Origin of the sequence: Gilliamella sp. Occ4-3 (genome assembly GCF_001690675.1) — a bacterium.
Lineage (GTDB): Bacteria > Pseudomonadota > Gammaproteobacteria > Enterobacterales > Orbaceae > Gilliamella > Gilliamella bombi.
Genome location: NZ_LZHR01000115.1, coordinates 1 through 24,024, shown reverse-complemented (window position 1 = coordinate 24,024; position 24,024 = coordinate 1). Strand labels below are relative to the sequence as shown.

Genomic DNA, 24,024 nt, shown 5'->3' with positions numbered 1-24,024 from the left:
GACGTTAAGCCTTGATTGCCGGTTTAACAATTACGTCACTATTGATTGCGCCAGGAACTGCACCCTTAATTAATAAAAGATTACGTTCAGCATCAACACGTACAATATCTAAGTTTTGAACAGTTACACGTTCATTACCTAGGTGACCTGCCATTTTACGACCTTTAAACACTTTACCTGGAGTTTGGTTTTGACCAATAGAACCATGACCACGGTGTGCCAAAGAGTTACCATGAGTAGCATCTTGAGTACGGAAATTCCAACGTTTAGTAACGCCAGCAAAACCTTTACCTTTAGATGTCCCAGTAACATCAACTTTCTTAACGTCAGCGAAGATATCAACGTTAATACTTTGACCTACAGAAAATTCACCTTCTTCAAAACGGAATTCCCATAGACCACGACCAGCTTCAACGCCAGCCTTAGCGAAATGACCTGCTTCAGGTTTGTTTACACGGCTTGCTTTTTTGCTGCCAGTAGTAACCTGAATAGCTTGATAACCATCATTCTCAAGTGTTTTAACTTGAGTAATGCGGTTGCTTTGAACTTCAACTACGGTGACAGGAATAGAAACACCATCTTCAGTGAAGATACGCGTCATTCCTACTTTACGACCGATTAAACCAATCATTGTTTCGACCTCTCAATCATTCAGCTTAGGACTAACCTAAACTGATCTGCACATCAACACCGGCAGCAAGGTCTAGACGCATTAAAGCATCAACTGTTTTTTCAGTTGGCTCAACAATATCAACTAGACGTTTATGAGTGCGAATCTCGTACTGATCACGCGCATCTTTATTAACGTGTGGGGAAATCAATACAGTGAAACGCTCTTTGCGTGTCGGTAATGGAATAGGACCACGAACTTGCGCACCTGTGCGCTTCGCAGTTTCTACAATTTCAGCAGTTGATTGATCAATCAAACGATGATCAAACGCTTTTAACCGGATACGGATTCTTTGGTTCGACATGAGACCAGAGCTCCATTATTTAAAAGTTATAACAAAAGACTACTCCTCTTACCCTGTTTCGATTGACAGGAGAGTGTAATCCGTTCTTTTTCGTAACCCCCAAATCGGGAGTATTGTTGATATAATTAGCTATTTTTTATAACAATTATATCTTTTTCTCATTTGTTTACATAAAGGCAATAAACAAAGTGGGGCGATTATACTCTGTTAGTTAACTAACGGCAAGAAATAAATACAGATATTTGGGTTTAAAGATGAGAAGCTTTTTCTGGTTATTAATTTACAATTACCAAATTTCAATCAAATAACCAGATTTAATATTATTTTTATATTAACCCATAATGGATAATCATTATGATAACTTACTAATGATCTTCTTTAGCATGATTAAGGCTATATCTTGGGATTTCGACCTCTAAATCTTCATTCGTGACACGAGCTTGACAGCTTAAACGACTATGCGGTTCAACTCCCCAGGCTTTATCTAACATATCATCTTCTTGTTCATCGCTTGCTTCAAGCGAATCAAATCCCTTACGCACAATACAGTGGCATGTTGAACAAGCACATGACATTTCACAAGCATGCTCGATTTCAATATCATTGCGCAATGCCACTTCTAAAATGGATTCGCCTTCTTGGGCATCGACAGTTTTTCCATCTGGACAAAGCTCCGCATTCGGTAAAAAAGTAATTTTTGGCATAATAATCTCGTTAGTTAAATATCATCAACGTTATGGCCAGTTAACGCATGTCGAATTGACCTATCCATCCGCTTAGCTGCAAAATTTTGTGTTACTTTATCAACAATTTTAATTTGTTTTTCAATTGCATAACTGTCATTTGACTCACTTACAGCTTGTAATTGATGCTTAGCAATTAAAATATGGTTTAGTTCACTTTCATCTAATAAGTCAGCATCTTTATCTAAAGCACTTTGCAAGCTTTCAAGCACTCTAGCTGCCTCAACTTTTTGTTCAGCAAGTATTCGAATCTGTTTATCTTGCTGTGCGTAACTGATTGAATCTTGAATCATATCGGCAATTTCATTATCAGTCAGTCCATATGAAGGTTTTACTTGGATAGCAGCTTCAATACCCGTTGATTTTTCCATTGCTGTTACACTTAATAAACCATCAGCATCAACTTGAAAAGTCACCCTAATGTGCGCACCACCGGCAGGCATTGCTGGAATACCTTGCAGAGTAAAACGAGCCAAAGATCGACAATCAGCAACACTTTCACGTTCTCCTTGTAAAACATGAACCATCATCGCAGTTTGACCATCTTTAAAAGTTGTAAACTCTTGAGCTCTTGCACACGGAATTGTACTATTACGTGGAATAATTTTTTCGACCAATTCACCCATGATCTCAATACCTAACGACAATGGAATCACATCAAGCAATAACATATCTGAATCGGGTTTATTGCCAACCAAAATATCGGCCTGAATAGCTGCACCAATAGCAACTACTTTATCAGGATCGATAGATATCAAGGGATTAGTTTTAAAATAATTCCCTACTAATTCTCGCACTAATGGCACACGAGTAGAGCCGCCAACCATAACAACTTCAACTACTTCATCCACATTAATCTCGGCATCTTTCAATGCACGGCGACAAACAGCTAAAGTGCGTTTAACCAATGGCTCAATTAATTGTTGAAATTGCTGGCGAGTAATAGTCAAAGATTGATTATCCAGAGAAAATACAGCTAAATCTTGCTCACTTAATAAAATCTTTATTTCGGTAGCTTGGCTACTGATTTTTTGATTAATATAAGGATCTATATTATTAGTTAATCCTAATTTCTCTTTTATATAGTCAGCAAGTAGCCGATCAAAATCATCACCACCAAGAGCTGAGTCACCACTAGTGGCTAGAACCTCAAAAACACCTTTATTTAAGCGTAAAATAGAAATATCAAAAGTACCACCACCTAAATCATAAACAGCGATTATACCTTCCTTCCCTGAATCTAAACCGTACGCAATCGCAGCGGCTGTAGGTTCATTAAGTAGGCGCAATACATGCAAACCAGCTAATTTGGCAGCATCTTTTGTTGCTTGCCGCTGTGCATCATCAAAATAAGCTGGCACAGTAATAACCACACCATCAATTTCACCTTGTAAGCTCTCTTTTGCTCGCTCAGCTAACGCTGTCAAAATTTCTGATGAAACTTGTATTGGATTTACTTGTTCATTAGGTAAATTTAATAAAGGAACACCATTTTCAGTTTGTGAAAAAGTATAAGGAAATTGTGATAAATCTATATCAGATAAACTTCGCCCCATTAATCGCTTAATAGAGCTAACTGTATTTTGCGGATCATTCACAGCATTATCTTTGGCATTTTTTCCAATCGTGATAACAAAGTTATCATCATGATCGATGCCATAATGCACAACGGATGGCAATAGCGGATTACCTTCTAAATCAGGCAATACCTCTGCTTGTCCACTTCGTACCGTTGCTACTAATGAATTAGTTGTACCAAGATCAATTCCTACAGCAAGGCGGCGCTGATGTGGTAGTGGAGTTTGTCCTGGTTCGCTGATCTGTAATAATGCCATTTAATCTATCTCTATCGATACGTTACTTATCTTAAATTATAAATCAAATTGCTTTTCTTGTAACTTTTCGATTTGTTCAATCAATCTGGCAAGATAGCGAATTTTATAGATCTGATTAAGTGCTTTTGACCAATCTTGATTAGTAATAAATTGTAATAATTCGTTATAGACTATCTTTTGACGAGCAACAATCTCAGCATAAAAATCATCTAATAATTCAAAATTATCTTTATGTTCGATATCATCAAGTCTTTCACGTAAAACAAATTGCTCCATTAAAAAATTAGTATCATGAATAATACTTTGTTCAGTTGCTACGTCAAAACCTTGTAGAGATAAAAAATACTCAGCGGCTTTAATTGGATTTTTTAACGTATGATAACCATCATTAATGATTGCTGACTTTTGAACAATTGCCACTTTATCAATATCGTTTACAACAGCAAAATTATCTGGGTGATATTGCTTTTGCAATTGCTGATAATGAGTTGTTAGTTGAGCGATATCCACTGGCAATTGAACTGGCAAACTAAATAGCTCGAAGTAATTAACCATAATTATTGTGTCCGATTACACATTAAAGCTTTCGCCACAACCACATTCGTGCTTCGTATTAGGATTATTAAACTTGAAACCTTCATTTAATCCTTCTTTAACAAAATCAAGTTCAGTTCCATCAATATAAACTAAGCTTTTTTTATCCACGATAACTTTGACATGTTTATCTTCAAAGACACTATCATCATCATTAATCACATCGGCAAACTCTAAAACATAAGCCATACCAGAACAACCCGATGTTTTAACACCCAATCGTAACCCAATCCCCTTTCCGCGATTAGCCAAAAAGGCTTGAACACGATCAGCTGCGCTATTAGTCAATGTGATTGCCATTAACGTTGTCCTTTTTTGGTTTTATAGTCATCAATAGCAGCTTTAATTGCATCTTCCGCTAAAATTGAACAGTGAATTTTGACCGGAGGTAAAGCAAGTTCTTTAGCAATATCCGTATTTTTGATAGCTTCTGCTTCGTCTAATGATTTACCTTTTATCCATTCTGTAACCAAAGAACTTGATGCAATTGCACTACCACAACCATAAGTTTTAAACTTAGCATCTTCAATAATACCGTTGTCATTCACTTTGATTTGTAGACGCATCACATCACCACACGCTGGTGCGCCAACCATACCACTACCAACATTAGGATCATTTTGATCAAACGAACCAACATTACGTGGGTTTTCATAATGATCAACGACTTTTTCACTATATGCCATAATTTACTCCCAATTTTAATGTGCTGACCATTTAATCTTTGTTAAATCAACGCCATCTTTAAACATTTCCCAAAGAGGCGATAAATCCCTTAATTTCCCAATAGATTCTCTGATTAATTTAATGACATAATCAATTTCTTCTTCTGTGGTAAAACGACCAATAGAAAATCGAATTGAACTATGAGCGAGCTCATCATTAAGCCCTAATGCTCGTAATACATAAGACGGCTCTAAACTCGCAGATGTGCATGCAGAACCAGATGAAACAGCTAAATCTTTTAAAGCCATCATCAACGATTCACCTTCAATGTAAGCAAAACTCACATTTAAGATATTTGGCACACTGTGTTCTAAAGAGCCATTTAAATAAACCTCTTCAATGTCTTTTAAACCATCCCATAAACGATTTTTTAAGGATAATAAACGAGGCATTTCAGTAGCCATCTCTTGTTTAGCTATATGATACGCTTCCCCCATACCCACAATTTGATGCACAGGTAAAGTACCAGAGCGCATACCTCGTTCATGACCACCGCCATGCATTTGAGCTTCAATACGAACACGCGGTTTACGCCTTACATAAAGCCCACCAATACCTTTTGGCCCATAAATTTTATGACCAGAAAATGACATTAAATCAACTTTTAAGTTAGCTACATCAATTGGTAATTTACCAACAGACTGGGTTGCATCAACATGAAAAACAATGCCTCTTTCACGGCACATCTCACCAATTTTTTCGATGTCTTGTATTACACCCGTTTCATTGTTGACATGCATAATTGATACAACGGTTGTATCACTACGCATAGCCGTTGCAAGTTTATCAAGATCAAGGATCCCATCGGATTCTGGCGTTAAATAAGTTACTTCATAACCTTCTCGCTCAAGCTGGCGGCAAGTATCAAGCACAGCCTTGTGCTCAGTTTTACAAGTAATAATGTGCTTACCTTTGGCTTGATTAAAATGAGCGGCACCTTTAATTGCTAAATTATCAGCTTCAGTTGCCCCTGACGTAAAGACAATTTCGCGTGAATCAGCACCAATAAGATCGGCAATTTGATTACGGGCAATATCAACGGCTTCTTCAGCTTGCCAGCCAAATTTATGGGAACGAGATGCTGGATTACCAAATATACCGTCTGGCGTTAAATACTGCATCATTTTTTCAGCAACTCTAGGATCTACAGGCGTTGTCGCTGCATAATCCATATAAATAGGTAGTTTCATTAATTACTCCCAATGAAAAATTCTGTATTCTATTTTTATTAATTAATTTGAACGTGTTGTATATTACTTTGTCGGCTAGCAACAGCTTTAACTTCTTTATTATTGACCAATTCACTCAATGTAATGCTAGTTAAAAAGTCCTCAATTCGTTCACTTAAATCATTCCACAGTGTATGGGTTAAACATCTAACACCACCTTGACATCCATCTTGCCCGTGACATTTTGTCGCATGCACTGTTTCATCGACAGCTTTAACAATTGAACTAATAGCAATTTGATCCATAGAACGACTCAGTATATAACCGCCACCTGGGCCTCTAACACTGCGCACCAAACCATTTTTTCGTAACCGAGCAAACAATTGTTCAAGATAAGAAAGTGAAATTTCTTGACGTTCTGAAATATCAGCTAGTGATACCGGTCCTGAATCTGCATGTAAAGCAACATCAAGCATTGCCGTCACCGCGTATCGCCCTTTTGATGTCAGTTTCATTGAGCATTCCTTTATATGTAAGTATGCATATTGTATATATCCTTTCGGTTTAGTCAAGTATTTAGTTGAGTGTTTTAGTAGGAATTAAACCGCAGTTCATTATCGACGAATCATAGCTTAATATGCTAATCTAATAAACTAAATTAACATAGGAGTTAAAGGATGAAATTAGTATTACGTTATTTTTTGATAATTAACCTATTGTTCACAGGTAACATTTATGCAGATAGTTCTCAAAAAGGTCGAGAAAATTATCAAAAATGGCTTAACTCCTATCAATCACTTAACTTTGAAGAACAGCGAACATTACTCTCTACCATAAAAGATTATCCATTATATCCTTATGCTGCTGTACAGTTTTTTCAGAGTAATATTAAAATCGTTTCACCACAAATGGTAAGCGATTTTATTAATCAATATAATGATTTTCCGCTAACAGCTTCATTAACACAATCTTATTTAAGCGAATTAAGCAATCGTCAAGATTGGAATTCAATCGTTTCGTTCCCAAAAGATAACTCCACACTTTCTAATTGTCGTTATCAATATGCATTACTACAACAAGGAAATAAGGAGGTTGCTTTTAGCTCTGTTGAATCTCTTTGGATGACAGGCAAAGAACTTCCTTCTGCATGCGATCCATTACTTGACGCTTGGGCTCAAGCAGGTAAACGGACAGCTAATTTAATACTATTACGTATCGAACTTGCTATTGATGCAAATAATTTAAAATTAGCCAAACACCTAGCTAATTTACTTGATGACAACTACAAAACAACAAAAATCAATTTACTAGCTGTTCTTAATAATCCTAAAAAATTAGAAGATTTTTCAAACAATATTAAAGCTAGCTCTTTCACTAAAAAAGTTGTCTTATCATCATTTCCTCGCTTAGTAAAAGCTGATATGAATTTAGCTGCAGCATTATTACCAAAATTAGTTAAACAGCAAACTTTAAGTAAAGCAGAGCAGGTAGCATTACAAAAGAGTTTAGCTAACAGCTACTTTAAAAATTCTGCAACAGATGAACAAATTAAATGGCGTGATAGCTATATTGCAAAATATCACGATACAACATTAGTTGAAAAACGTATCCGCCTTGCAATCGATAGCTATAACTTCACAGACATCGGTTATTGGATAGCACAACTATCACCAGAAGATCAATTAAAAGAAGACTGGCAATATTGGCAAGCTAGAGTTTTATTAAATAATAATAAAAAAAGTGAAGCTAACAAAATTTTGCAAACACTCACAACCAAACGTGGGTTTTATGGCATGATAAGTGCACAAACTCTTAATCAACCTTATTCGATCAATAACCAATCACCAAAGATTACACAATCAGAAATATCAACCTTAAAAAGCAAATACGACAATCAACCCTATGTAAAAAGAATTAACGAATTACGTTATTTAGGAATGCTTTCAGAATCAAGCTACGAATGGCGATATATGTTAACTAATCAAAAAAATAAGAATGAATATTTAGCATTATCTCAATATGCCTTACAAAAAGGGTGGGGTGATCTTAGCATTCAAGCAACCATTGCTGGCAAACTCTGGGATAACTGGACAGAACGTTTGCCTATTATGTACAAAGATTTATATAACAATGCATTAAAAGATAAAGCTATTGGTTTATCTTATGCTTTAGCTATTTCTCGCCAAGAAAGTGCACTTGATACTACTGTCAAATCACCTGTCGGCGCCAGTGGATTAATGCAATTAATGCCAGCCACAGCTAAAGAAACAGCTAAAAAAGTTAATTCAGTAACTTATATTTCATCTGCACAATTGTTTGATCCTCAAACAAATATACAGTTAGGCACTAGCTATTTAAACACTGCTTATCTACAAAATGATAAAAATCGTATATTATCTTCAGCCGCTTACAATGCTGGCCCAAATAATGTTAAGCGCTGGCTAAAAAAAAGTAACGGGAAACTTGATGCAGTAGCATTTATTGAGAGTATACCATTTACTGAAACACGTAATTACGTCAAAAACGTATTGGTATATGATTATATTTATCAAGTAATCTTAGGGCAAAAAGATGTCAATTTTCTTAGTTCAAATGAATTTAATAAACAATATTAATGGTGATTATAATGAAAACTAACGAATGGCAACAAACAGTTGAATTATTACACCAAGCATTTAACGATGGTTATTCACTAGATATTTTAAAATTACTAATGACTGCCGATGAGCGAGATGCTTTAATTACTCGAGTAAAAATCGTACATTCATTACTTGATGGTTCAATCAATCAACGCCAACTTAAAGAGCAACTAAAAATTGGTATTGCAACTGTAACAAGAGGCTCTAATAGCCTAAAAGAAGCAACTCCAGAATTTAAAAAGTGGTTAGAAAAGATTTTATTAAACTCAGATAACTAAAATTCAGTCAATATCTAATAGCAGATTTTTATATCATATTATAACTATAAACTTGATTGGATATTGACTTCACTATCAGCAACAACTGGCACACAATAATCACACTCCATATGCTTAATATCCTTAAACGATTCAACAGAATCATCGCGAAGATTATGATGAATCTCAATTACACAACTAGAGCAACGTAAACGTACTTTTAATGCTGGCATAGCAGCTAAATGCACTTGTGAAATAAAATCGCCAAACTCATCAGGAGAACCAATATATCTAAAGCAAAGATACAATCCTCCTTCATTAACTATCTGCTCAATATGCTCTAAATTATTATTCTGATCTAAAGCAATTGTATAAAAAAGCTCTTGTTCATTAGCATTATCTTTGCTTTTCAATATACGGCTAAAAGCATAAATTTTATCTGGCAAGTTTTCACATGTATTGCCACAGCGAGATATATAATTATGAAAAAATTGTGATCTTAGTTTATTTTCTTCATCTAATAATTGACTCAAATTGCAATTATTTTTAAAGGTGATACCCCAAAACGTTTTTTGAGGCATATTAACAAATTTTGGCTCAGGCAATGAAAACCGGTTTTTATTAAGCTCAATAGCAGGAGTTAATCCTGTAGGATCCCAAATATCTCCTCGTCGGTAACTTGCTGGGGTTTCATTGAATTGTTTTTTAAAAGAACGAGTAAATGTTTGTTGAGAATCAAAACGATATTGCATCGCAATATCTAAAATAGGCTTACTTGTCATGCGTAAAGCAAGCGCAGCATAAGTTAAACGACGATGTCGAATATAAGTACCAAGAACTTGACCAGTTACCTCTTTAAACATACGTTGTAAATGCCACTTTGAATAACCTGATTTTTGTGCAACATGATCAATAGATAATGGTTGTTCCAAATTTTTTTCAATCCAAACGATAAGATCTGAAATAATACTAACTTGATTCATAAAACCCCATCAGAATGTCAAATGGCAAACGTTATCCGATTATGACTCAATCCTAGCAATAAGCAAGATTTAAATAAAAATTATTTTCTGCCATTATTAGCAAAAAGAATGAGCTCCAGCTTGGTGTTCAGTAATATCTTTTACACCAGCGAGTTCAGGAAACTCTGCCATTAATTGTTTCTCAATACCTTCTTTCAAAGTATAATCGACCATTGAACAACCATTACACCCCCCACCAAATTGTAAAACAACATAATTATCTTCGGTTAACTCCACTAAACTAACATGCCCACCATGGCTAGCTAATTGCGGATTGACCTGTGCTTGAATTGCGTAATTAACACGCTCAATAAGAGGTGCATCATCAGCTACTTTTTTCATTTTTGAATTTGGTGCTTTTAATGTTAACTGCGAACCTAATTCATCAGTCACATAATCAATGACAGCTTCTTCTAAAAATGGCGCACTAATTTCATCAATATAAACTGAAAAATCAGCATACTGTTCTTCTATATCGCTATCTTCTATAGTATCAGCAGGGCAATACGAAACACCGCATTCCGCACTTGGAGTACCAGGGTTAATAACAAATACTCGAATTTGTGTTCCATCTGATTGATTAGCAAGTAATTTTTTAAAGTGCTGTTGAGCTGATTCAGAAATAGTGATAATAGACATAACCCCTCACTTTAATGTAATTAGGTAATAAACAAACCTAACATCATTTATAATATATTAATAATAGTTGACTAACTTTCTTGGTTATTATAGGGGTTGTTTAAGATTTTACAATACTGTACGGCATAAACAAACAACATAAACACTCGTTGCTCCACAATTTTTTAGTTGCTGACTAATTGCATCAATCGTATTACCTGTTGTAACGATATCATCAATAAGCATTACCGATTTATGTGAAAGATTTTGATGGCATATAAAAAGCTTTTCAACATTAGCGATTCGCTCTGTAAGAGATAGTTTTTTTTGATCTTGTACATTTGACGTTCGAGATAGTAAATAAGGATAAAATTCACAATCTAACCATCTTGCAATAGGTTTTGCCAATAACTCAGCTTGATTAAAACCACGAGACCAATAACGAAAATGATGCAATGGCACACAAGTGACCAAATCGGGCTTAATTAACGCATCAATTTCTCGCCGTTGATACCAAGCCAAAAACATCAATCTTGCCAATGCAGTACTCAATTCAATTTTGTTGTAGAACTTTAGATGATGAATCAATTTTTTTAAAGGATTAACATACTCAGAAACAGCAATAAGTTCATCCCAATAAGGTTTCTTTGCACGACACCGATAACATATATCAGTCGATAAAGAATGTGGTAAACAGCATTGATGGCAGACTTTATTAAATTTAGGTATATTTTGAACACATTGGCTACAAATGCCATGATGAGATAGAAATAAAGGCATATCACACAAAATACATCGCATAAAATTTAACAGTTTTTTTGTAAAAAAGTTTCAGGTTACACTATGTTTCAGTATAAAAACAGTTAGTATAAAAAAGGGAGTTATAAAAAACATTTTTTATAACTCCTTATCTTATTAATGTTTAAAATCAGGTTAACATCAATAAAATAGACCAATCAATTTTTTAATTAAATATAATTAAATCGTTATACGATATACAGCACAAAAAATTATCCGATTTTGCATAATTGTTATTTAAATTAGCTTAATATTCGGTATAATCAGCCAATTCAAACGGAAAGAGGTTTTATTATATGAAAAAAATCAAACTATTAATTTTAACATTACTGCTAACAATTTTTTCAACTGTCGCCTCAGCTATTCCTCAAGTCTTATTACAAACCAGTATGGGCGATATTGAGATTGAACTAGACAGCGAACATGCGCCAATTACCACTAAAAACTTTCTTGATTATGTTAATAGTGGTTTTTATGAAAATTTAACTTTCCACCGTGTAATTCCTGGATTTATGATTCAAGGTGGTGGCGCTGATGATCAACTAAAATTTAAAGAGAATAACTCACCAATTAAAAATGAAGCAGACAATGGTTTAAAAAATGATCGTGGCACCATTGCAATGGCGAGAACAAGTGAAATAAACAGCGCAACCAGTCAATTTTTTATCAACGTAGTAAACAATGATTTCCTTAATTACAAATCTCCAGAACAATATGGTTATGCTGTATTTGGTAAAGTAACTAAAGGGATGGATATAGTTGATAAAATTGTTAGTGTCCCAACTAAACGCGTGGGACCACATCAAAATGTGCCAGTTGAGCCTATTTATATCAAAAAAGCAATTGTTATTAAAAATGATTAAAATTGCACTTTGTTAACAAAAACCACTTTTTAAAAGTGGTTTTTTGTTTTATTTAAGCTGACTAAGTAAATTAGCAATTGTCCTCACACCAATACCTGTTGCCCCCGTTGCCCATAAAGCTGTGGCGCTTTTACGGAATGTTGCAGAACAATCAATATGTAGCCAATTTTTTTGATAATTTTTAATAAAATGCGATAAGAAAGCCGCAGCAATACTTGCTCCAGCAGTATTAGGTATACCTGAATTTGCTATATCAGCAAATGATGATGGGAATTGCGAACGGTGAAACTCGGCTAATGGTAATCGCCAAAAAGCTTCATGCTCAATATCGCTACTAGCTAACAATTGATTAGCAAATTTATCATCAAACGAAAGTAATGACTGATAATCATTCCCTACCGCAATCTTAGCCGCTCCAGTCAGTGTTGCACAATCAATAATATAATGAGGTTGATCATTATCAGCACAAATTAAACCATCAGCCAAAACTAGTCGACCTTCTGCATCAGTGTTATCAACTTCAACCGTTCTACCGTTACGGTAACGAATAATATCGCCTAATTTAAACGCATTGCCACTTACTAAATTATCGGCACAACATAGATAAAGTTTAATACGTTGATTTAAACCGCGCGCAATGGCTAATGCTAATGCGCTTGTTACTAATGCAGCCCCCCCCATATCTGAGCGCATTGACTCCATAAAATTACTTGGTTTTAAACTATATCCTCCTGAATCAAAGGTAATACCTTTACCAACTAAACATGTCGTTATCGGTGAATTAGAATTTTGGGTTGGGTTATAATCTAGTTCAAGCAAAGCCGCTGGCCGATCCGAACCTTTTCCAACCGTATAAATGCCCATATAACCTTGCTCTCTTAAAGCTTCACCTGAAATGATGTTGTAAGTCACAGCAGATGAGTAAGTGCTAATTAACTTAGCTGCTCGTGTGGCTAACTCAACAGGACTTAATGTTTCAGCTTGTTCATTAATAATATCCCGACACCAATCAATAATTTCTATACGACGTTTCAATTCTTGTTTGTCTTTGGTGTTGAGTTCTGACCAAGTTACTTTTGTACTTTTTTTGGCATTACGATAGCCCAACCAAAAATGCCAACAAGCTTCGAGATCCCAATTTTCACCACTTAGTTTAACCGAATTTATTCCTTGGTTATCTAACTTGCGACCTGCACGTTGAATCGCCCCTAAGCGATGTTCCGGTTTATAATGAATAGTAATCGCCTCGTTAGAAAAACTCAGTAATGCATCTTTTCCCCACTGTTTTGGTGCAGGTTTATCAGTTAGTAAAACAGATAACATTGACATAGTAAAAACCTCAAAAAATTGATAAACAACATAACAATGAGTTAATTCTAATCAGAAACATGTTAATATAGCAAGTAAAGTTAAAAATAAATAAGGACGGGTTATGGCATCAGTTGTACCGATAAAAAATGGGATTAATTTTCGTGATTTAGGTGGAATCAAAACAATTGATGGACGTCAAATTCGATCGGGCCTACTATACCGATCAGGCGCATTCTCGCTTATTACACAACAAGAGCAATTTTTTTTAGCTAATCAGCTAAATCTGCACTACGTTTTAGACTATCGCGATCCTGATGAAATTGAGCGAAATCCAGATAAATTATGGCAAAATGCTCATTATATTAATGTACCAGCTAATCCGTTGAGCAATACGATCACCGCAAGTTTAACAAGTGATTTAGGTAATGCTCACCAAACACTTAAAAAAAATGCTCCATTTGATTTTATGATTAAGCTTTACCAGCTACTACCATTTAATAACGCAGCATATCAAAAACTTTCCTCAATCCTACTAAACTCACAAGGTAGACCATTAGTACAACATTGTGCTGTTGGTAAAGATCGTACAGGTGTTGGCGTTGCATTAACATTGTTTGCTTTGGGTGTTAGTGAAGAAACTGTCATGCAAGATTATTTACTAACAGAACAGCTATTGTCAGATTATCGTGAAAATCTATTAAGCCAATACCAACATAAAATGACGCCTGATGAGTTTGAAAAACGCAAATTAATTTTTGCTGCCAAAAAAGAGTATCTAACTGCAGCACTGAATGCAATTAAAACACGTCACGGTACAATTGACAATTGGTTATCACAGGAATATCAATTAAACGAGACTAATAGAAAAAGAATTCAAGATATCTATCTAGTTTAATAAATAACAAGCCATCATTGCGCCATAATAGATAACGGAAAAACATTGTATTAAGACAACAAAATTAATTTAGAGATCGGTTGATTGCTATTCACCGATAGGTGAACATCGCCCACTTGACGATATTGATAATAAAATTCTTGTGCAAAAGGCGCCATAATCATCTGCTGTTTTAAGTCGACGTTAACCGATTTTATTTGCCAAACTCCTTTAGCATAAAGCTTTAATGCAGACTCTTTTAATGTCCATAGTTGCCAAAAGGCTCTTAATGTATCATCTTGTTTAGTCATCCATTGATATTCGTCATCAGCAAAAAAATTTTTAGCTACTTTCAAATAATTTTTTCGTGGACGTGCTACTTCGATATCTAAACCAACCTTACCTTCTAACGAAATCGCAACTGCTACCCAATCTTGGCTATGACTAATATTAAAATCTGGTAAGTGTGGCTCTAAAAAAGAGGGGCGACCATTATCACCAACCTTAATAACAGGTAACATCGAAATATCACAGTATTGTTTAAGCAAATGAGCCAAAATTGATCGGCAAACTAAAAACTGTTTTTTACGTTGGCCACTTAAATTATTCGCTTCATCAAGAAGAGTTTGAGGCAACAGTGAAAAATCAATGTCAGCATCCTTAAGACAAGCAAGTTGAGCAATTAGCATAATTGGCAAGAAAATATTAATAAAATTTATTTTTTACTATTCTAACAGCATGCTATGCTAACTGTTATCAAAATTAATAAAAATATCAACCTTAATAATTAGTAGCAAGGGTGTATCATTATGTCATTACCAACAAAATTAGTTCATGCAGGACGTAAAAAGCGTTATACGCAAGGCGCTGTTAATTCGGTTATTCAACGTGCATCATCATTGGTTTTTGATTCAATTGAAACAAAAAAAGAAGCAACCAAAAACCGTGCTAATGGTGCATTATTTTATGGACGCCGTGGTACATTAACTCATTTTGCGCTACAAGATGCGATGGTTGAAATCGAAGGTGGAGCTGGTTGCTATCTATACCCTTGTGGCGCAGCTGCCGTCGCTAATGCTATTTTAGCTTTTGTTCAAGCTGGCGATCATATATTAGTGTCTGAAGCTGCTTACGAACCTACTCAAGAATTTTGTCAGCAAATTTTAAAAAATTTTGGTGTTGAAACAGATTACTTTACGCCATTAGTGGGTCACAATATTACAAATCAAATTAAACCCAATACCAAAGTGGTATTTTTAGAATCACCAAGCTCAATTACGATGGAAATTCATGATATTCCTTCAATGGTTAAAGCAATTCGCAGCATCAATCCAGAAATTATTATTATGATCGATAATACATGGAGCGCCGGCGTATTATTCAAAGCATTAGATCATGATATTGATATCTCAATACAAGCAGGTACTAAATACCTAATCGGCCATTCTGATGCCATGATAGGCACTGCTGTTGCTAACAAACGCTGTTGGGAAAAATTACGCGAACGTTCTTACTTAATGGGACAAATGTGCGATGCGGATACCGCTTATATAGCCACACGAGGATTGCGAACATTAGCAATACGATTAAAGCAACACCACGAAAATGGCATAAAAGTAGCAAAATGGTTAGCTCATCATCCTAAAGTTGCTACCGTCAATCACCCAGCATTAGAAAGTTGTAAGGGGCATGAATATTTTAAACGAGATTTTTCAGGTGCCAGTGGATTATTTTCTTTTGTACTCAAAGATCGATTAACTGACGAGCAATTATCTGATTTTATTGACAACTTAACTTATTTCTCAATGGCTTATTCATGGGGCGGTTTTGAATCATTAATTTTAGCTAATCAACCCGAAGAACTAGCAAAAATTAGACCTGTATCTGGTATTGATTTTAAAGGAACTTTAATTCGTCTTCATATAGGGCTTGAAGATCCCGATGATTTAATCGCCGATCTTGTTACTGGTTTAGACAGAATCAAGCTATAAAAAATGAATCTATATAAAGCCAATGCATTACGAATGTTTAGTTTAGCATAATTAAGTAGAAGATGAATAATCAAAACCAAATCACGTGTGACGAAATAATAAAACAAACAGTTTTTCATAATATAAAACACCACAAAGCGCTACTGGTTGCATATAGTGGTGGTGTTGACTCAACGGTATTAATGCATGTGCTTGTTAAGCTTAAAAAACAATTGTTACCAAATTTAGAACTAAGAGCGATCTATATTCATCATGGTTTGAGTAGCAATGCTGACAACTGGGCAACGCATTGCAGGCAACAATGCCAAACATGGCAAGTTCCAATAATTATTGAAAAAGTCAGACTTGATCCCATAGCGGGTAATATTGAAGAGCAAGCTAGAAATGCACGTTACCAAGCTATATATCACCATCTAAAAGATGATGAAACGTTATGTACAGCTCAACATCTTGATGATCAATGTGAAACTTTCTTCTTGGCATTGAAACGTGGTAGTGGACCTGCGGGATTGTCCGCAATGCCAAGGGAAAATCAACAACATCTTCGACCTTTATTAACAATATCACGATCACAAATTGAAACCTATGCGAATAAACATCAACTCAATTGGATAGAAGATGAAAGCAACCAAGATGATCACTACGACCGTAATTTTTTACGCTTAAAAGTCTTACCAATTCTTAATCAACGCTGGCCACATTTTTCGCAAATGGTTGCACGCAGTGCGGAATTATGTCAACAACAAGAAACGTTAATTAATGAGTTATTATTGGTAGAGTTTAAGCAAGTTATCACCGAACAAAATCAACTGGCTATTGCACCATTAATGGACTATTCCGAGTATAAACGAAATGCAATCTTACGCATGTGGTTTAAACACAATCATATTAATATGCCAACACGCCAACAAATAACATTAATTTGGCAAACCGTTGCATTAGCAAAAGAAGATGCCAATCCGAAATTTATCTTTAATAACCAACAAGTTCGCCGTTATCAAAATCAACTTTATTTGTTAGCATTATATCAAGATATTGAACAGCAAATCCTAAACTGGGATTTAGCGTTGCCATTAACACTTCCAGATAATGTTGGCGAATTACAAGTTAATTATCAAACTGATTTATGTTGCCGCTTACCACAAGCAGATGAAAAAATCACCGTACGATTCCATGCTCAAGGAAAATTTCAAATTGTTAATCGTCATGGTTCACGATCAATAAAAAAACTATGGCAAGAGCATAATATTCCACCATGGATGCGAACTCGAATCCCTCTGATTTACTACAACGAACAACTGATTTGCGCAGTTGGCGCATTTGTTACCGAACAAGGAAAAGGAACACAAATCGGTTTTATTCTTGTAAAGAATAACCTATAAGTTTATACCCTAATAGGTTTTGTTATAGCGTTTAGCTTGCTGACTTAATTTAGTTTTGATGGATTTTTCAACTTTGACTAGCTATAAATAATGGTTTAAGAACATTCATTCTTACAGATTAAAGGAATAAAAAGCTTCAATCGGGCTTTCTTAGGCTAGTTATAAATAGTCGGATAACTGACCATAAAGCGTTTAATCAAATCAGTAGCAGTTATTTCTTCTTTATGATATAAACATCATATCTATTGTTTATAATAAGACGCTAATTTTGTTTTTTATGCATATTCATTACAAATTACTGCGGATAACACGTAAACAATTTCTAAATTTTATGTAAATAATATTTATTTTTTAATATTTTAGCATTAAATTTTTCTAGGATAATAGAGTTATGAAAATAAATGAAAGATGGTTAACTTTTGTACTTATTGATAGTAATAATTCATTTGAAGAAATGCTGACTAAGATAGAACTAGCATTTAAATGTAAATTATCCTGTAAAGATGAAAAAGGTCGTTATATTGCCAGAGCGGAATTGGATAATTTTAGTATTGCTGTTATCGACAAAATTGATAGGCTTAGTGAGTTATTATGTGATGAACATTATACTCTTAAAATAACAATAATATCTGATAAATACTTTAATTCTAAATTTGAAAATTACATAAAAGAAATTCTTACTAATAACTTCATACAATGGGAACAGTCAGTTTGGTCTCCTTTTGACGTTACTCCACTCAGCAAGCGATAAGCGTTTAATCAAATCAGTGGCAGTTATTTCTTCTTTATGATATAAACATCATATCTATTGTTTATAATAAGACGCTAATTTTGTTTTTTATGCATATTCATTACAAATTACTGCGGATAACACGTAAACAATTTCTACATTTTATGTAAATAATATTTGTTTTTTAATATTTCAGGATTAAATTTTTCTAGGATAATAGAGTTATGAAAATAAATGAAAGATGGTTAACTTTTGTATTAATTGATAGTAATAATTCATTTGAAGAAATGCTGGCTAAGATAGAATTGGCTTTTAAATGTAAATTATCCTGTAAAGATGATAAAGGCCGTTATATTGCCAGAGCGGAATTGGATAATTTTAGTATTGCCGTTATCGACAAAATTGATAGGCTTAGTGAGTTATTATGTGATGAACATTATACTCTTAAAATAACAATAATATCTGATAAATACTTTAATTCTAAATTTGAAAATTACATAAAAGAAATTCTTACTAATAACTTCATACAATGGAAACAGTCAATTTGGTCTCCCGTCGAAGTTACTCCACTCAGCAAGCGATAATTTTCACATGATCTCTATGTACACATTTACCTCGACAAACTCCAATATTCATTACAGTATTTTCGCAAATTACTACTCAACATCAGTGATTAAAAACCATTCAACAAAGAGAAATCATCCCTACTTCTCCATTCGGTAATAAACAAATAACTATTCCTTTTCCTTCAAGTCGAACCACATCACAAAATTTATTTACACGCCAATCTTTTATTTTTGATAACTCTAACCAATTATCAAGTTTCCAGCTATTTATTCTACCAAGAACTACCATTTTTTTTCTAAAACCATGCATATCAATATTTATACTTATTATCGTGTTATTTTCAGAGAGAATATTGACATTGCCATATAGATGACTAAATATTTTTGATTTTCTATTCAGTCTTGTGACAGCTAATTCTGGCTCTCCCATAATTTCATAAATAAGTGAATCAGATGAGCCAACATGCAACTTTTTGATATTTAGACTGTTAATAATATCCATTAACTCTATTTGAAATATAGGTTCCCATTCTTCATTCATTATCATAACCTATCTTTATAAATTACGACCAATACCATCAGTGAGAACACCTATTGTTGAAACGTATAATAAACATCGAATAAACTAGAAATACACTACAAATAAGTTTTGTTTAGAAAGCAAAAAGCCCAGCATGACTGCTGGGCTCTCTATATTTAAAAGTCTGGCGGCACCCTACTCTCACATGGGTAATACCCACACTACCATCGGCACTACGGCGTTTCACTTCTGAGTTCGGCATGGGGTCAGGTGGGACCACCGCGCTATTACCGCCAGACATATCCTGTCTCTTTCAATTAGTATTGATATCTTCTACCATTATCTCATATCAATACCTATCTATCAATCCGGAACAAACTGCTCTCTCAACTTTTTATCAACTCTTTACCACGTAACCCAAAACAACTCCGAGTTGTAAGGTTAAGACTCTCGGTTCATTAGTATCAGTTAGCTCAATGTATCACTACACTTACACACCTGACCTATCTACGTCTTAGTCTCAAACGGACCTTACTGAATCTCTTCAGGGAAAACTCATCTCGAGGCTAGTTTCGTGCTTAGATGCTTTCAGCACTTATCTATTCCGCACGTAGCTACCGGGCAATGCAATTGGCATCACAACCCGAACACCAGCGGTGCGTTCACTTCGGTCCTCTCGTACTAGAAGCAAACCCTCTCAATTTTCCTACGCCCATGGCAGATAGGGACCGAACTGTCTCACGACGTTCTAAACCCAGCTCGCGTACCACTTTAAACGGCGAACAGCCGTACCCTTGGGACCTACTTCAGCCCCAGGATGTGATGAGCCGACATCGAGGTGCCAAACACCGCCGTCGATATGAACTCTTGGGCGGTATCAGCCTGTTATCCCCGGAGTACCTTTTATCCGTTGAGCGATGGCCCTTCCATTCAGAACCACCGGATCACTATGACCTACTTTCGTACCTGCTCGAGCCGTCACTCTCGCAGTCAAGCTAGCTTTTGCCATTGCACTAACCTCCTGATGTCCGACCAGGATTAGCTAACCTTCGTGCTCCTCCGTTACTCTTTGGGAGGAGACCGCCCCAGTCAAACTACCCACCAGACAGTGTCCCTTACCTCGATTCAGAAGTATAGGTTAGAACATCAAACATTAAAGGGTGGTATTTCAAGGTCGACTCCACACACACTGGCGTGCATGCTTCTTTGCCTCCCACCTATCCTACACATTAAGGCTCAATGTTCACTGTCAAGCTATAGTAAAGGTTCACGGGGTCTTTCCGTCTTGCCACGGGTACACCGCATCTTCACGGCAATTTCAATTTCACTGAGTCTCGGGTGGAGACAGCCTGGCCATCATTACGCCATTCGTGCAGGTCGGAACTTACCCGACAAGGAATTTCGCTACCTTAGGACCGTTATAGTTACGGCCGCCGTTTACTGGGGCTTCGATCAGGAGCTTCTGCATAAGCATAACCCCATCAATTAACCTTCCAGCACCGGGCAGGCGTCACACCGTATACGTCCACTTTCGTGTTTGCACAGTGCTGTGTTTTTATTAAACAGTTGCAGCCAGCTGGTATCTTCGACTGATTTCACCTACGTCCGCATGGGATTTCAATTACACATCAGCGTGCCTTCTCCCGAAGTTACGGCACCATTTTGCCTAGTTCCTTCACCCGAGTTCTCTCAAGCGCCTTAGTATTCTCTACCTGACCACCTGTGTCGGTTTCGGGTACGATTAACTATAACCTGAAGCTTAGAGGATTTTCCTGGAAGCAGGGCATCAATTACTTCACTGCCTTAGCAGCTCGTCATCACGCCTCAGAGTCTTAGTGACCGGATTTGCCTAATCACACCCCTACACGCTTAACCCACCATCCAATAGGTGGTAAACCTAGCCTTCTTCGTCACCCCATCGCAGTTATAGCCAGTACGGGAATATTAACCCGTTTCCCATCAGATACGCCCTTCGGCCTCTCCTTAGGGGTCGACTCACCCTGCCCCGATTAACGTTGGACAGGAACCCTTGGTCTTCCGGCGAGCGGGCTTTTCACCCGCTTTATCGTTACTTATGTCAGCATTCGCACTTCTGATACCTCCAGCATGCCTCACAACACACCTTCTACGGCTTACAGAACGCTCCCCTACCCAATACACTTGCGTGCACTGCCGCAGCTTCGGTGCATAGTTTTAGCCCCGTTACATCTTCCGCGCAGGCCGACTCGACTAGTGAGCTATTACGCTTTCTTTAAATGATGGCTGCTTCTAAGCCAACATCCTAGCTGTCTAAGCCTTCCCACTTCGTTTCCCACTTAACTATGACTTTGGGACCTTAGCTGGCGGTCTGGGTTGTTTCCCTCTTCACGACGAACGTTAGCACCCGCCGTGTGTCTCCCATGATTCAACTTGTCAGTATTCGGAGTTTGCATCGGGTTGGTAAGCCGGGATGGCCCCCTAGCCGAAACAGTGCTCTACCCCCAACAGTCATTCATGAGGCGCTACCTAAATAGCTTTCGGGGAGAACCAGCTATCTCCCGGTTTGATTGGCCTTTCACCCCCAGCCACAGGTCATCCGCTAATTTTTCAACATTAGTCGGTTCGGTCCTCCAGTTAGTGTTAACCAACCTTCAACCTGCCCATGGCTAGATCACCGGGTTTCGGGTCTATACCCTGCAACTTAACGCACAGTTAATACTCGGTTTCCCTTCGGCTCCCCTATTCGGTTAACCTCGCTACAGAATATAAGTCGCTGACCCATTATACAAAAGGTACGCAGTCACTATTACCTAACGGTAACAGCTCCCACTGATTGTACGTACACGGTTTCAGGGTCTATTTCACTCCCCTCCCGGGGTTCTTTTCGCCTTTCCCTCACGGTACTGGTTCACTATCGGTCAATCAGGAGTATTTAGCCTTGGAGGATGGTCCCCCCTTCTTCAGACAGGATATCACGTGTCCCGCCCTACTCTATAAGCTTCCACATAACGCACCTTCGTGTACGGGACTTTCACCCTCTATCGTGCGACTTTCCAGACGCTTCCACTAATACCTTATGCTACCCGCTTGGGCTCCTCCCCTTTCGCTCGCCGCTACTCAGGGAATCTCGGTTGATTTCTTTTCCTCGGGGTACTTAGATGTTTCAGTTCTCCCGGTTCGCCTCATCTAACTATGGATTCATTAGATGATAGTGTAGTTTCCTACACTGGGTTTCCCCATTCGGACATCGACGGCTATTACGCTTTTTATCAGCTTACCGTCGCTTTTCGCAGATTAACACGTCCTTCTTCGCCTCTGATTGCCTAGGCATCCACCGTGTACGCTTAATTTCTTAACCTTACAACTCACAGTTGTCTTGGTTTAAATTACGCTTTCTTCTCTTTCTTACTTATTCTCTTTTTATTTATAGATTGTTCAATCAAAGTTCAATAAACTTTAATTCAACCTATAATTAAAAGCCTTTCGTAAAAACGAGAACTCGTTTCTTTCAGCTTGTTCCTAATTGTTAAAGAGCTTTATCTTTCTATTCACTTAACCACTAAATCAAGTAAATACAAACATAATTTTTTTAGAAAAATAATTTCATCACATTTTATGGCGTCCCCTAGGGGATTCGAACCCCTGTTACCGCCGTGAAAGGGCGATGTCCTAGGCCTCTAGACGAAGGGGACTTAATTATTTCTCTTCTAAACAAACAATCTGTGTGAACACTTACGAGCACTTCGTAAGGAGGTGATCCAACCGCAGGTTCCCCTACGGTTACCTTGTTACGACTTCACCCCAGTCATGAATCACACCGTGGTAAACGCCCTCCCGAAGGTTAAGCTATCTACTTCTGGTGCAACCCACTCCCATGGTGTGACGGGCGGTGTGTACAAGGCCCGGGAACGTATTCACCGTGACATTCTGATTCACGATTACTAGCGATTCCGACTTCATGGAGTCGAGTTGCAGACTCCAATCCGGACTTAGACGTACTTTGTGAGGTCCGCTTACTCTCGCGAGGTCGCCTCCCTTTGTATACGCCATTGTAGCACGTGTGTAGCCCTGGTCGTAAGGGCCATGATGACTTGACGTCGTCCCCACCTTCCTCCGCTTTATCAACGGCAGTCTCCTTTGAGTTCCCGACCTAATCGATGGCAACAAAGGATAAGGGTTGCGCTCGTTGCGGGACTTAACCCAACATTTCACAACACGAGCTGACGACAGCCATGCAGCACCTGTCTCACAGTTCCCGAAGGCACTCTCGTATCTCTACAAGATTCTGTGGATGTCAAGACCAGGTAAGGTTCTTCGCGTTGCATCGAATTAAACCACATGCTCCACCGCTTGTGCGGGCCCCCGTCAATTCATTTGAGTTTTAACCTTGCGGCCGTACTCCCCAGGCGGTCGATTTATCGCGTTAGCTTCGG

General features: G+C 37.0%; 23 protein-coding genes, 1 tRNA gene and 3 rRNA genes. 8 read left to right on the top strand and 19 right to left on the bottom strand.

Translation table 11 applies throughout. The annotated features are described in order from the left end of the window. Positions 1–4 precede the first annotated feature (4 nt). The 9 genes from rplC to iscR all read right to left on the bottom strand — a co-directional run bounded on the left by rplC (position 5) and on the right by iscR (position 6,556). Positions 5–631: a 50S ribosomal protein L3 gene (gene rplC / locus A9G44_RS11685; protein WP_034911162.1), complete on the bottom strand. Its 627-nt coding sequence runs from the start codon at positions 629–631 to the stop codon at positions 5–7. A gap of 31 nt (positions 632–662) precedes the next feature. Further along, a complete protein-coding gene (gene rpsJ / locus A9G44_RS11680) occupies positions 663–974 on the bottom strand; it encodes a 30S ribosomal protein S10 (RefSeq protein WP_006120582.1) in 312 nt (103 codons plus the stop codon). Positions 975–1,339: 365 nt separating this feature from the next. Further along, positions 1,340–1,678, bottom strand: coding sequence for an ISC system 2Fe-2S type ferredoxin (gene fdx, locus A9G44_RS11675; protein ID WP_065605936.1), 339 nt, complete (start codon positions 1,676–1,678; stop codon positions 1,340–1,342). 14 nt (positions 1,679–1,692) lie between these two features. Continuing rightward, positions 1,693–3,552: a Fe-S protein assembly chaperone HscA gene (gene hscA, locus A9G44_RS11670; protein WP_065611192.1), complete on the bottom strand. Its 1,860-nt coding sequence runs from the start codon at positions 3,550–3,552 to the stop codon at positions 1,693–1,695. A gap of 36 nt (positions 3,553–3,588) precedes the next feature. Further along, positions 3,589–4,107 carry a Fe-S protein assembly co-chaperone HscB gene (hscB, locus tag A9G44_RS11665; protein ID WP_065611190.1) on the bottom strand — a complete coding sequence of 173 codons (519 nt, stop codon included), beginning with the start codon at positions 4,105–4,107 and terminating at the stop codon, positions 3,589–3,591. A gap of 15 nt (positions 4,108–4,122) precedes the next feature. After that, complete coding sequence (gene iscA, locus A9G44_RS11660) at positions 4,123–4,446, bottom strand: iron-sulfur cluster assembly protein IscA (protein ID WP_065579537.1); 324 nt, start codon at positions 4,444–4,446, stop codon at positions 4,123–4,125. Further along, positions 4,446–4,832: a Fe-S cluster assembly scaffold IscU gene (gene iscU, locus A9G44_RS11655; RefSeq protein WP_034911174.1), complete on the bottom strand. Its 387-nt coding sequence runs from the start codon at positions 4,830–4,832 to the stop codon at positions 4,446–4,448. The genes iscA and iscU overlap by 1 nt, the downstream gene beginning before the upstream one ends. A gap of 15 nt (positions 4,833–4,847) precedes the next feature. Then, positions 4,848–6,062 (bottom strand): IscS subfamily cysteine desulfurase, encoded by a 1,215-nt coding sequence (locus tag A9G44_RS11650; RefSeq protein ID WP_065611188.1) that lies wholly within the window; start codon positions 6,060–6,062, stop codon positions 4,848–4,850. A 38-nt stretch (positions 6,063–6,100) separates the two neighbouring features. Beyond that, entirely contained in the window at positions 6,101–6,556 is a 456-nt protein-coding gene (gene iscR, locus A9G44_RS11645; RefSeq protein ID WP_065589729.1) for a Fe-S cluster assembly transcriptional regulator IscR, read from the bottom strand. Positions 6,557–6,718: 162 nt separating this feature from the next. Between iscR and sltY the strand changes: the two genes are divergently transcribed. Further along, positions 6,719–8,656, top strand: coding sequence for a murein transglycosylase (sltY, locus tag A9G44_RS11640; RefSeq protein ID WP_065611186.1), 1,938 nt, complete (start codon positions 6,719–6,721; stop codon positions 8,654–8,656). Positions 8,657–8,667: 11 nt separating this feature from the next. After that, a complete protein-coding gene (trpR, locus tag A9G44_RS11635) occupies positions 8,668–8,958 on the top strand; it encodes a trp operon repressor (RefSeq protein ID WP_065635370.1) in 291 nt (96 codons plus the stop codon). Between the two features lie 44 nt (positions 8,959–9,002). Here trpR and robA read toward each other — a convergent pair whose 3' ends face one another. The 3 genes from robA to A9G44_RS11620 all read right to left on the bottom strand — a co-directional run bounded on the left by robA (position 9,003) and on the right by A9G44_RS11620 (position 11,357). Further along, entirely contained in the window at positions 9,003–9,920 is a 918-nt protein-coding gene (gene robA, locus A9G44_RS11630; protein WP_065611182.1) for an MDR efflux pump AcrAB transcriptional activator RobA, read from the bottom strand. Positions 9,921–10,016: 96 nt separating this feature from the next. Next, entirely contained in the window at positions 10,017–10,592 is a 576-nt protein-coding gene (nfuA, locus tag A9G44_RS11625) for a Fe-S biogenesis protein NfuA (protein ID WP_034911203.1), read from the bottom strand. Between the two features lie 114 nt (positions 10,593–10,706). After that, positions 10,707–11,357 carry a phosphoribosyltransferase family protein gene (locus tag A9G44_RS11620; RefSeq protein ID WP_051634191.1) on the bottom strand — a complete coding sequence of 217 codons (651 nt, stop codon included), beginning with the start codon at positions 11,355–11,357 and terminating at the stop codon, positions 10,707–10,709. A 314-nt stretch (positions 11,358–11,671) separates the two neighbouring features. Here A9G44_RS11620 and A9G44_RS11615 point away from each other — a divergent pair, with 314 nt between their 5' ends. Continuing rightward, a complete protein-coding gene (locus A9G44_RS11615) occupies positions 11,672–12,238 on the top strand; it encodes a peptidylprolyl isomerase (RefSeq protein WP_034911191.1) in 567 nt (188 codons plus the stop codon). Positions 12,239–12,286: 48 nt separating this feature from the next. On the opposite strand, the gene pepB is transcribed toward A9G44_RS11615, so the two are convergent. Next, positions 12,287–13,567, bottom strand: a complete 1,281-nt coding sequence (gene pepB / locus A9G44_RS11610; protein WP_065611181.1) for an aminopeptidase PepB — start codon at positions 13,565–13,567, stop codon at positions 12,287–12,289. Positions 13,568–13,670: 103 nt separating this feature from the next. Between pepB and A9G44_RS11605 the strand changes: the two genes are divergently transcribed. Further along, complete coding sequence (locus A9G44_RS11605; protein WP_065611179.1) at positions 13,671–14,444, top strand: tyrosine-protein phosphatase; 774 nt, start codon at positions 13,671–13,673, stop codon at positions 14,442–14,444. 50 nt (positions 14,445–14,494) lie between these two features. On the opposite strand, the gene A9G44_RS11600 is transcribed toward A9G44_RS11605, so the two are convergent. After that, positions 14,495–15,112, bottom strand: a complete 618-nt coding sequence (locus A9G44_RS11600; protein WP_065611177.1) for a 4'-phosphopantetheinyl transferase family protein — start codon at positions 15,110–15,112, stop codon at positions 14,495–14,497. A gap of 120 nt (positions 15,113–15,232) precedes the next feature. Between A9G44_RS11600 and metC the strand changes: the two genes are divergently transcribed. The 4 genes from metC (at position 15,233) to A9G44_RS11580 (ending at position 19,110) form a co-directional block, all read left to right on the top strand. Further along, on the top strand, positions 15,233–16,414 hold the full coding sequence (metC, locus tag A9G44_RS11595) for a cystathionine beta-lyase (protein ID WP_065611175.1): 1,182 nt from the start codon (positions 15,233–15,235) through the stop codon (positions 16,412–16,414). Positions 16,415–16,476: 62 nt separating this feature from the next. Beyond that, positions 16,477–17,796, top strand: coding sequence for a tRNA lysidine(34) synthetase TilS (tilS, locus tag A9G44_RS11590; RefSeq protein WP_065611172.1), 1,320 nt, complete (start codon positions 16,477–16,479; stop codon positions 17,794–17,796). Between the two features lie 391 nt (positions 17,797–18,187). Next, a complete protein-coding gene (locus tag A9G44_RS11585) occupies positions 18,188–18,547 on the top strand; it encodes a hypothetical protein (protein WP_065611170.1) in 360 nt (119 codons plus the stop codon). Positions 18,548–18,750: 203 nt separating this feature from the next. Continuing rightward, the gene (locus A9G44_RS11580) at positions 18,751–19,110 is read left to right on the top strand and encodes a hypothetical protein (RefSeq protein ID WP_065611168.1); all 360 of its coding nucleotides are present in this window, start codon (positions 18,751–18,753) and stop codon (positions 19,108–19,110) included. Between the two features lie 100 nt (positions 19,111–19,210). Here A9G44_RS11580 and A9G44_RS11575 read toward each other — a convergent pair whose 3' ends face one another. From A9G44_RS11575 to A9G44_RS11555, 5 genes are all read right to left on the bottom strand, one after another. Further along, on the bottom strand, positions 19,211–19,633 hold the full coding sequence (locus A9G44_RS11575) for a hypothetical protein (protein WP_081298334.1): 423 nt from the start codon (positions 19,631–19,633) through the stop codon (positions 19,211–19,213). A gap of 161 nt (positions 19,634–19,794) precedes the next feature. Next, positions 19,795–19,910: ribosomal RNA gene (gene rrf / locus A9G44_RS11570) — 5S ribosomal RNA — on the bottom strand. Between the two features lie 139 nt (positions 19,911–20,049). After that, positions 20,050–22,949 (bottom strand): 23S ribosomal RNA (locus A9G44_RS11565). A 258-nt stretch (positions 22,950–23,207) separates the two neighbouring features. Next, a tRNA-Glu gene (locus A9G44_RS11560) sits at positions 23,208–23,283 on the bottom strand. Positions 23,284–23,337: 54 nt separating this feature from the next. After that, positions 23,338–24,024 (bottom strand): 16S ribosomal RNA (locus tag A9G44_RS11555); the annotation flags it as partial.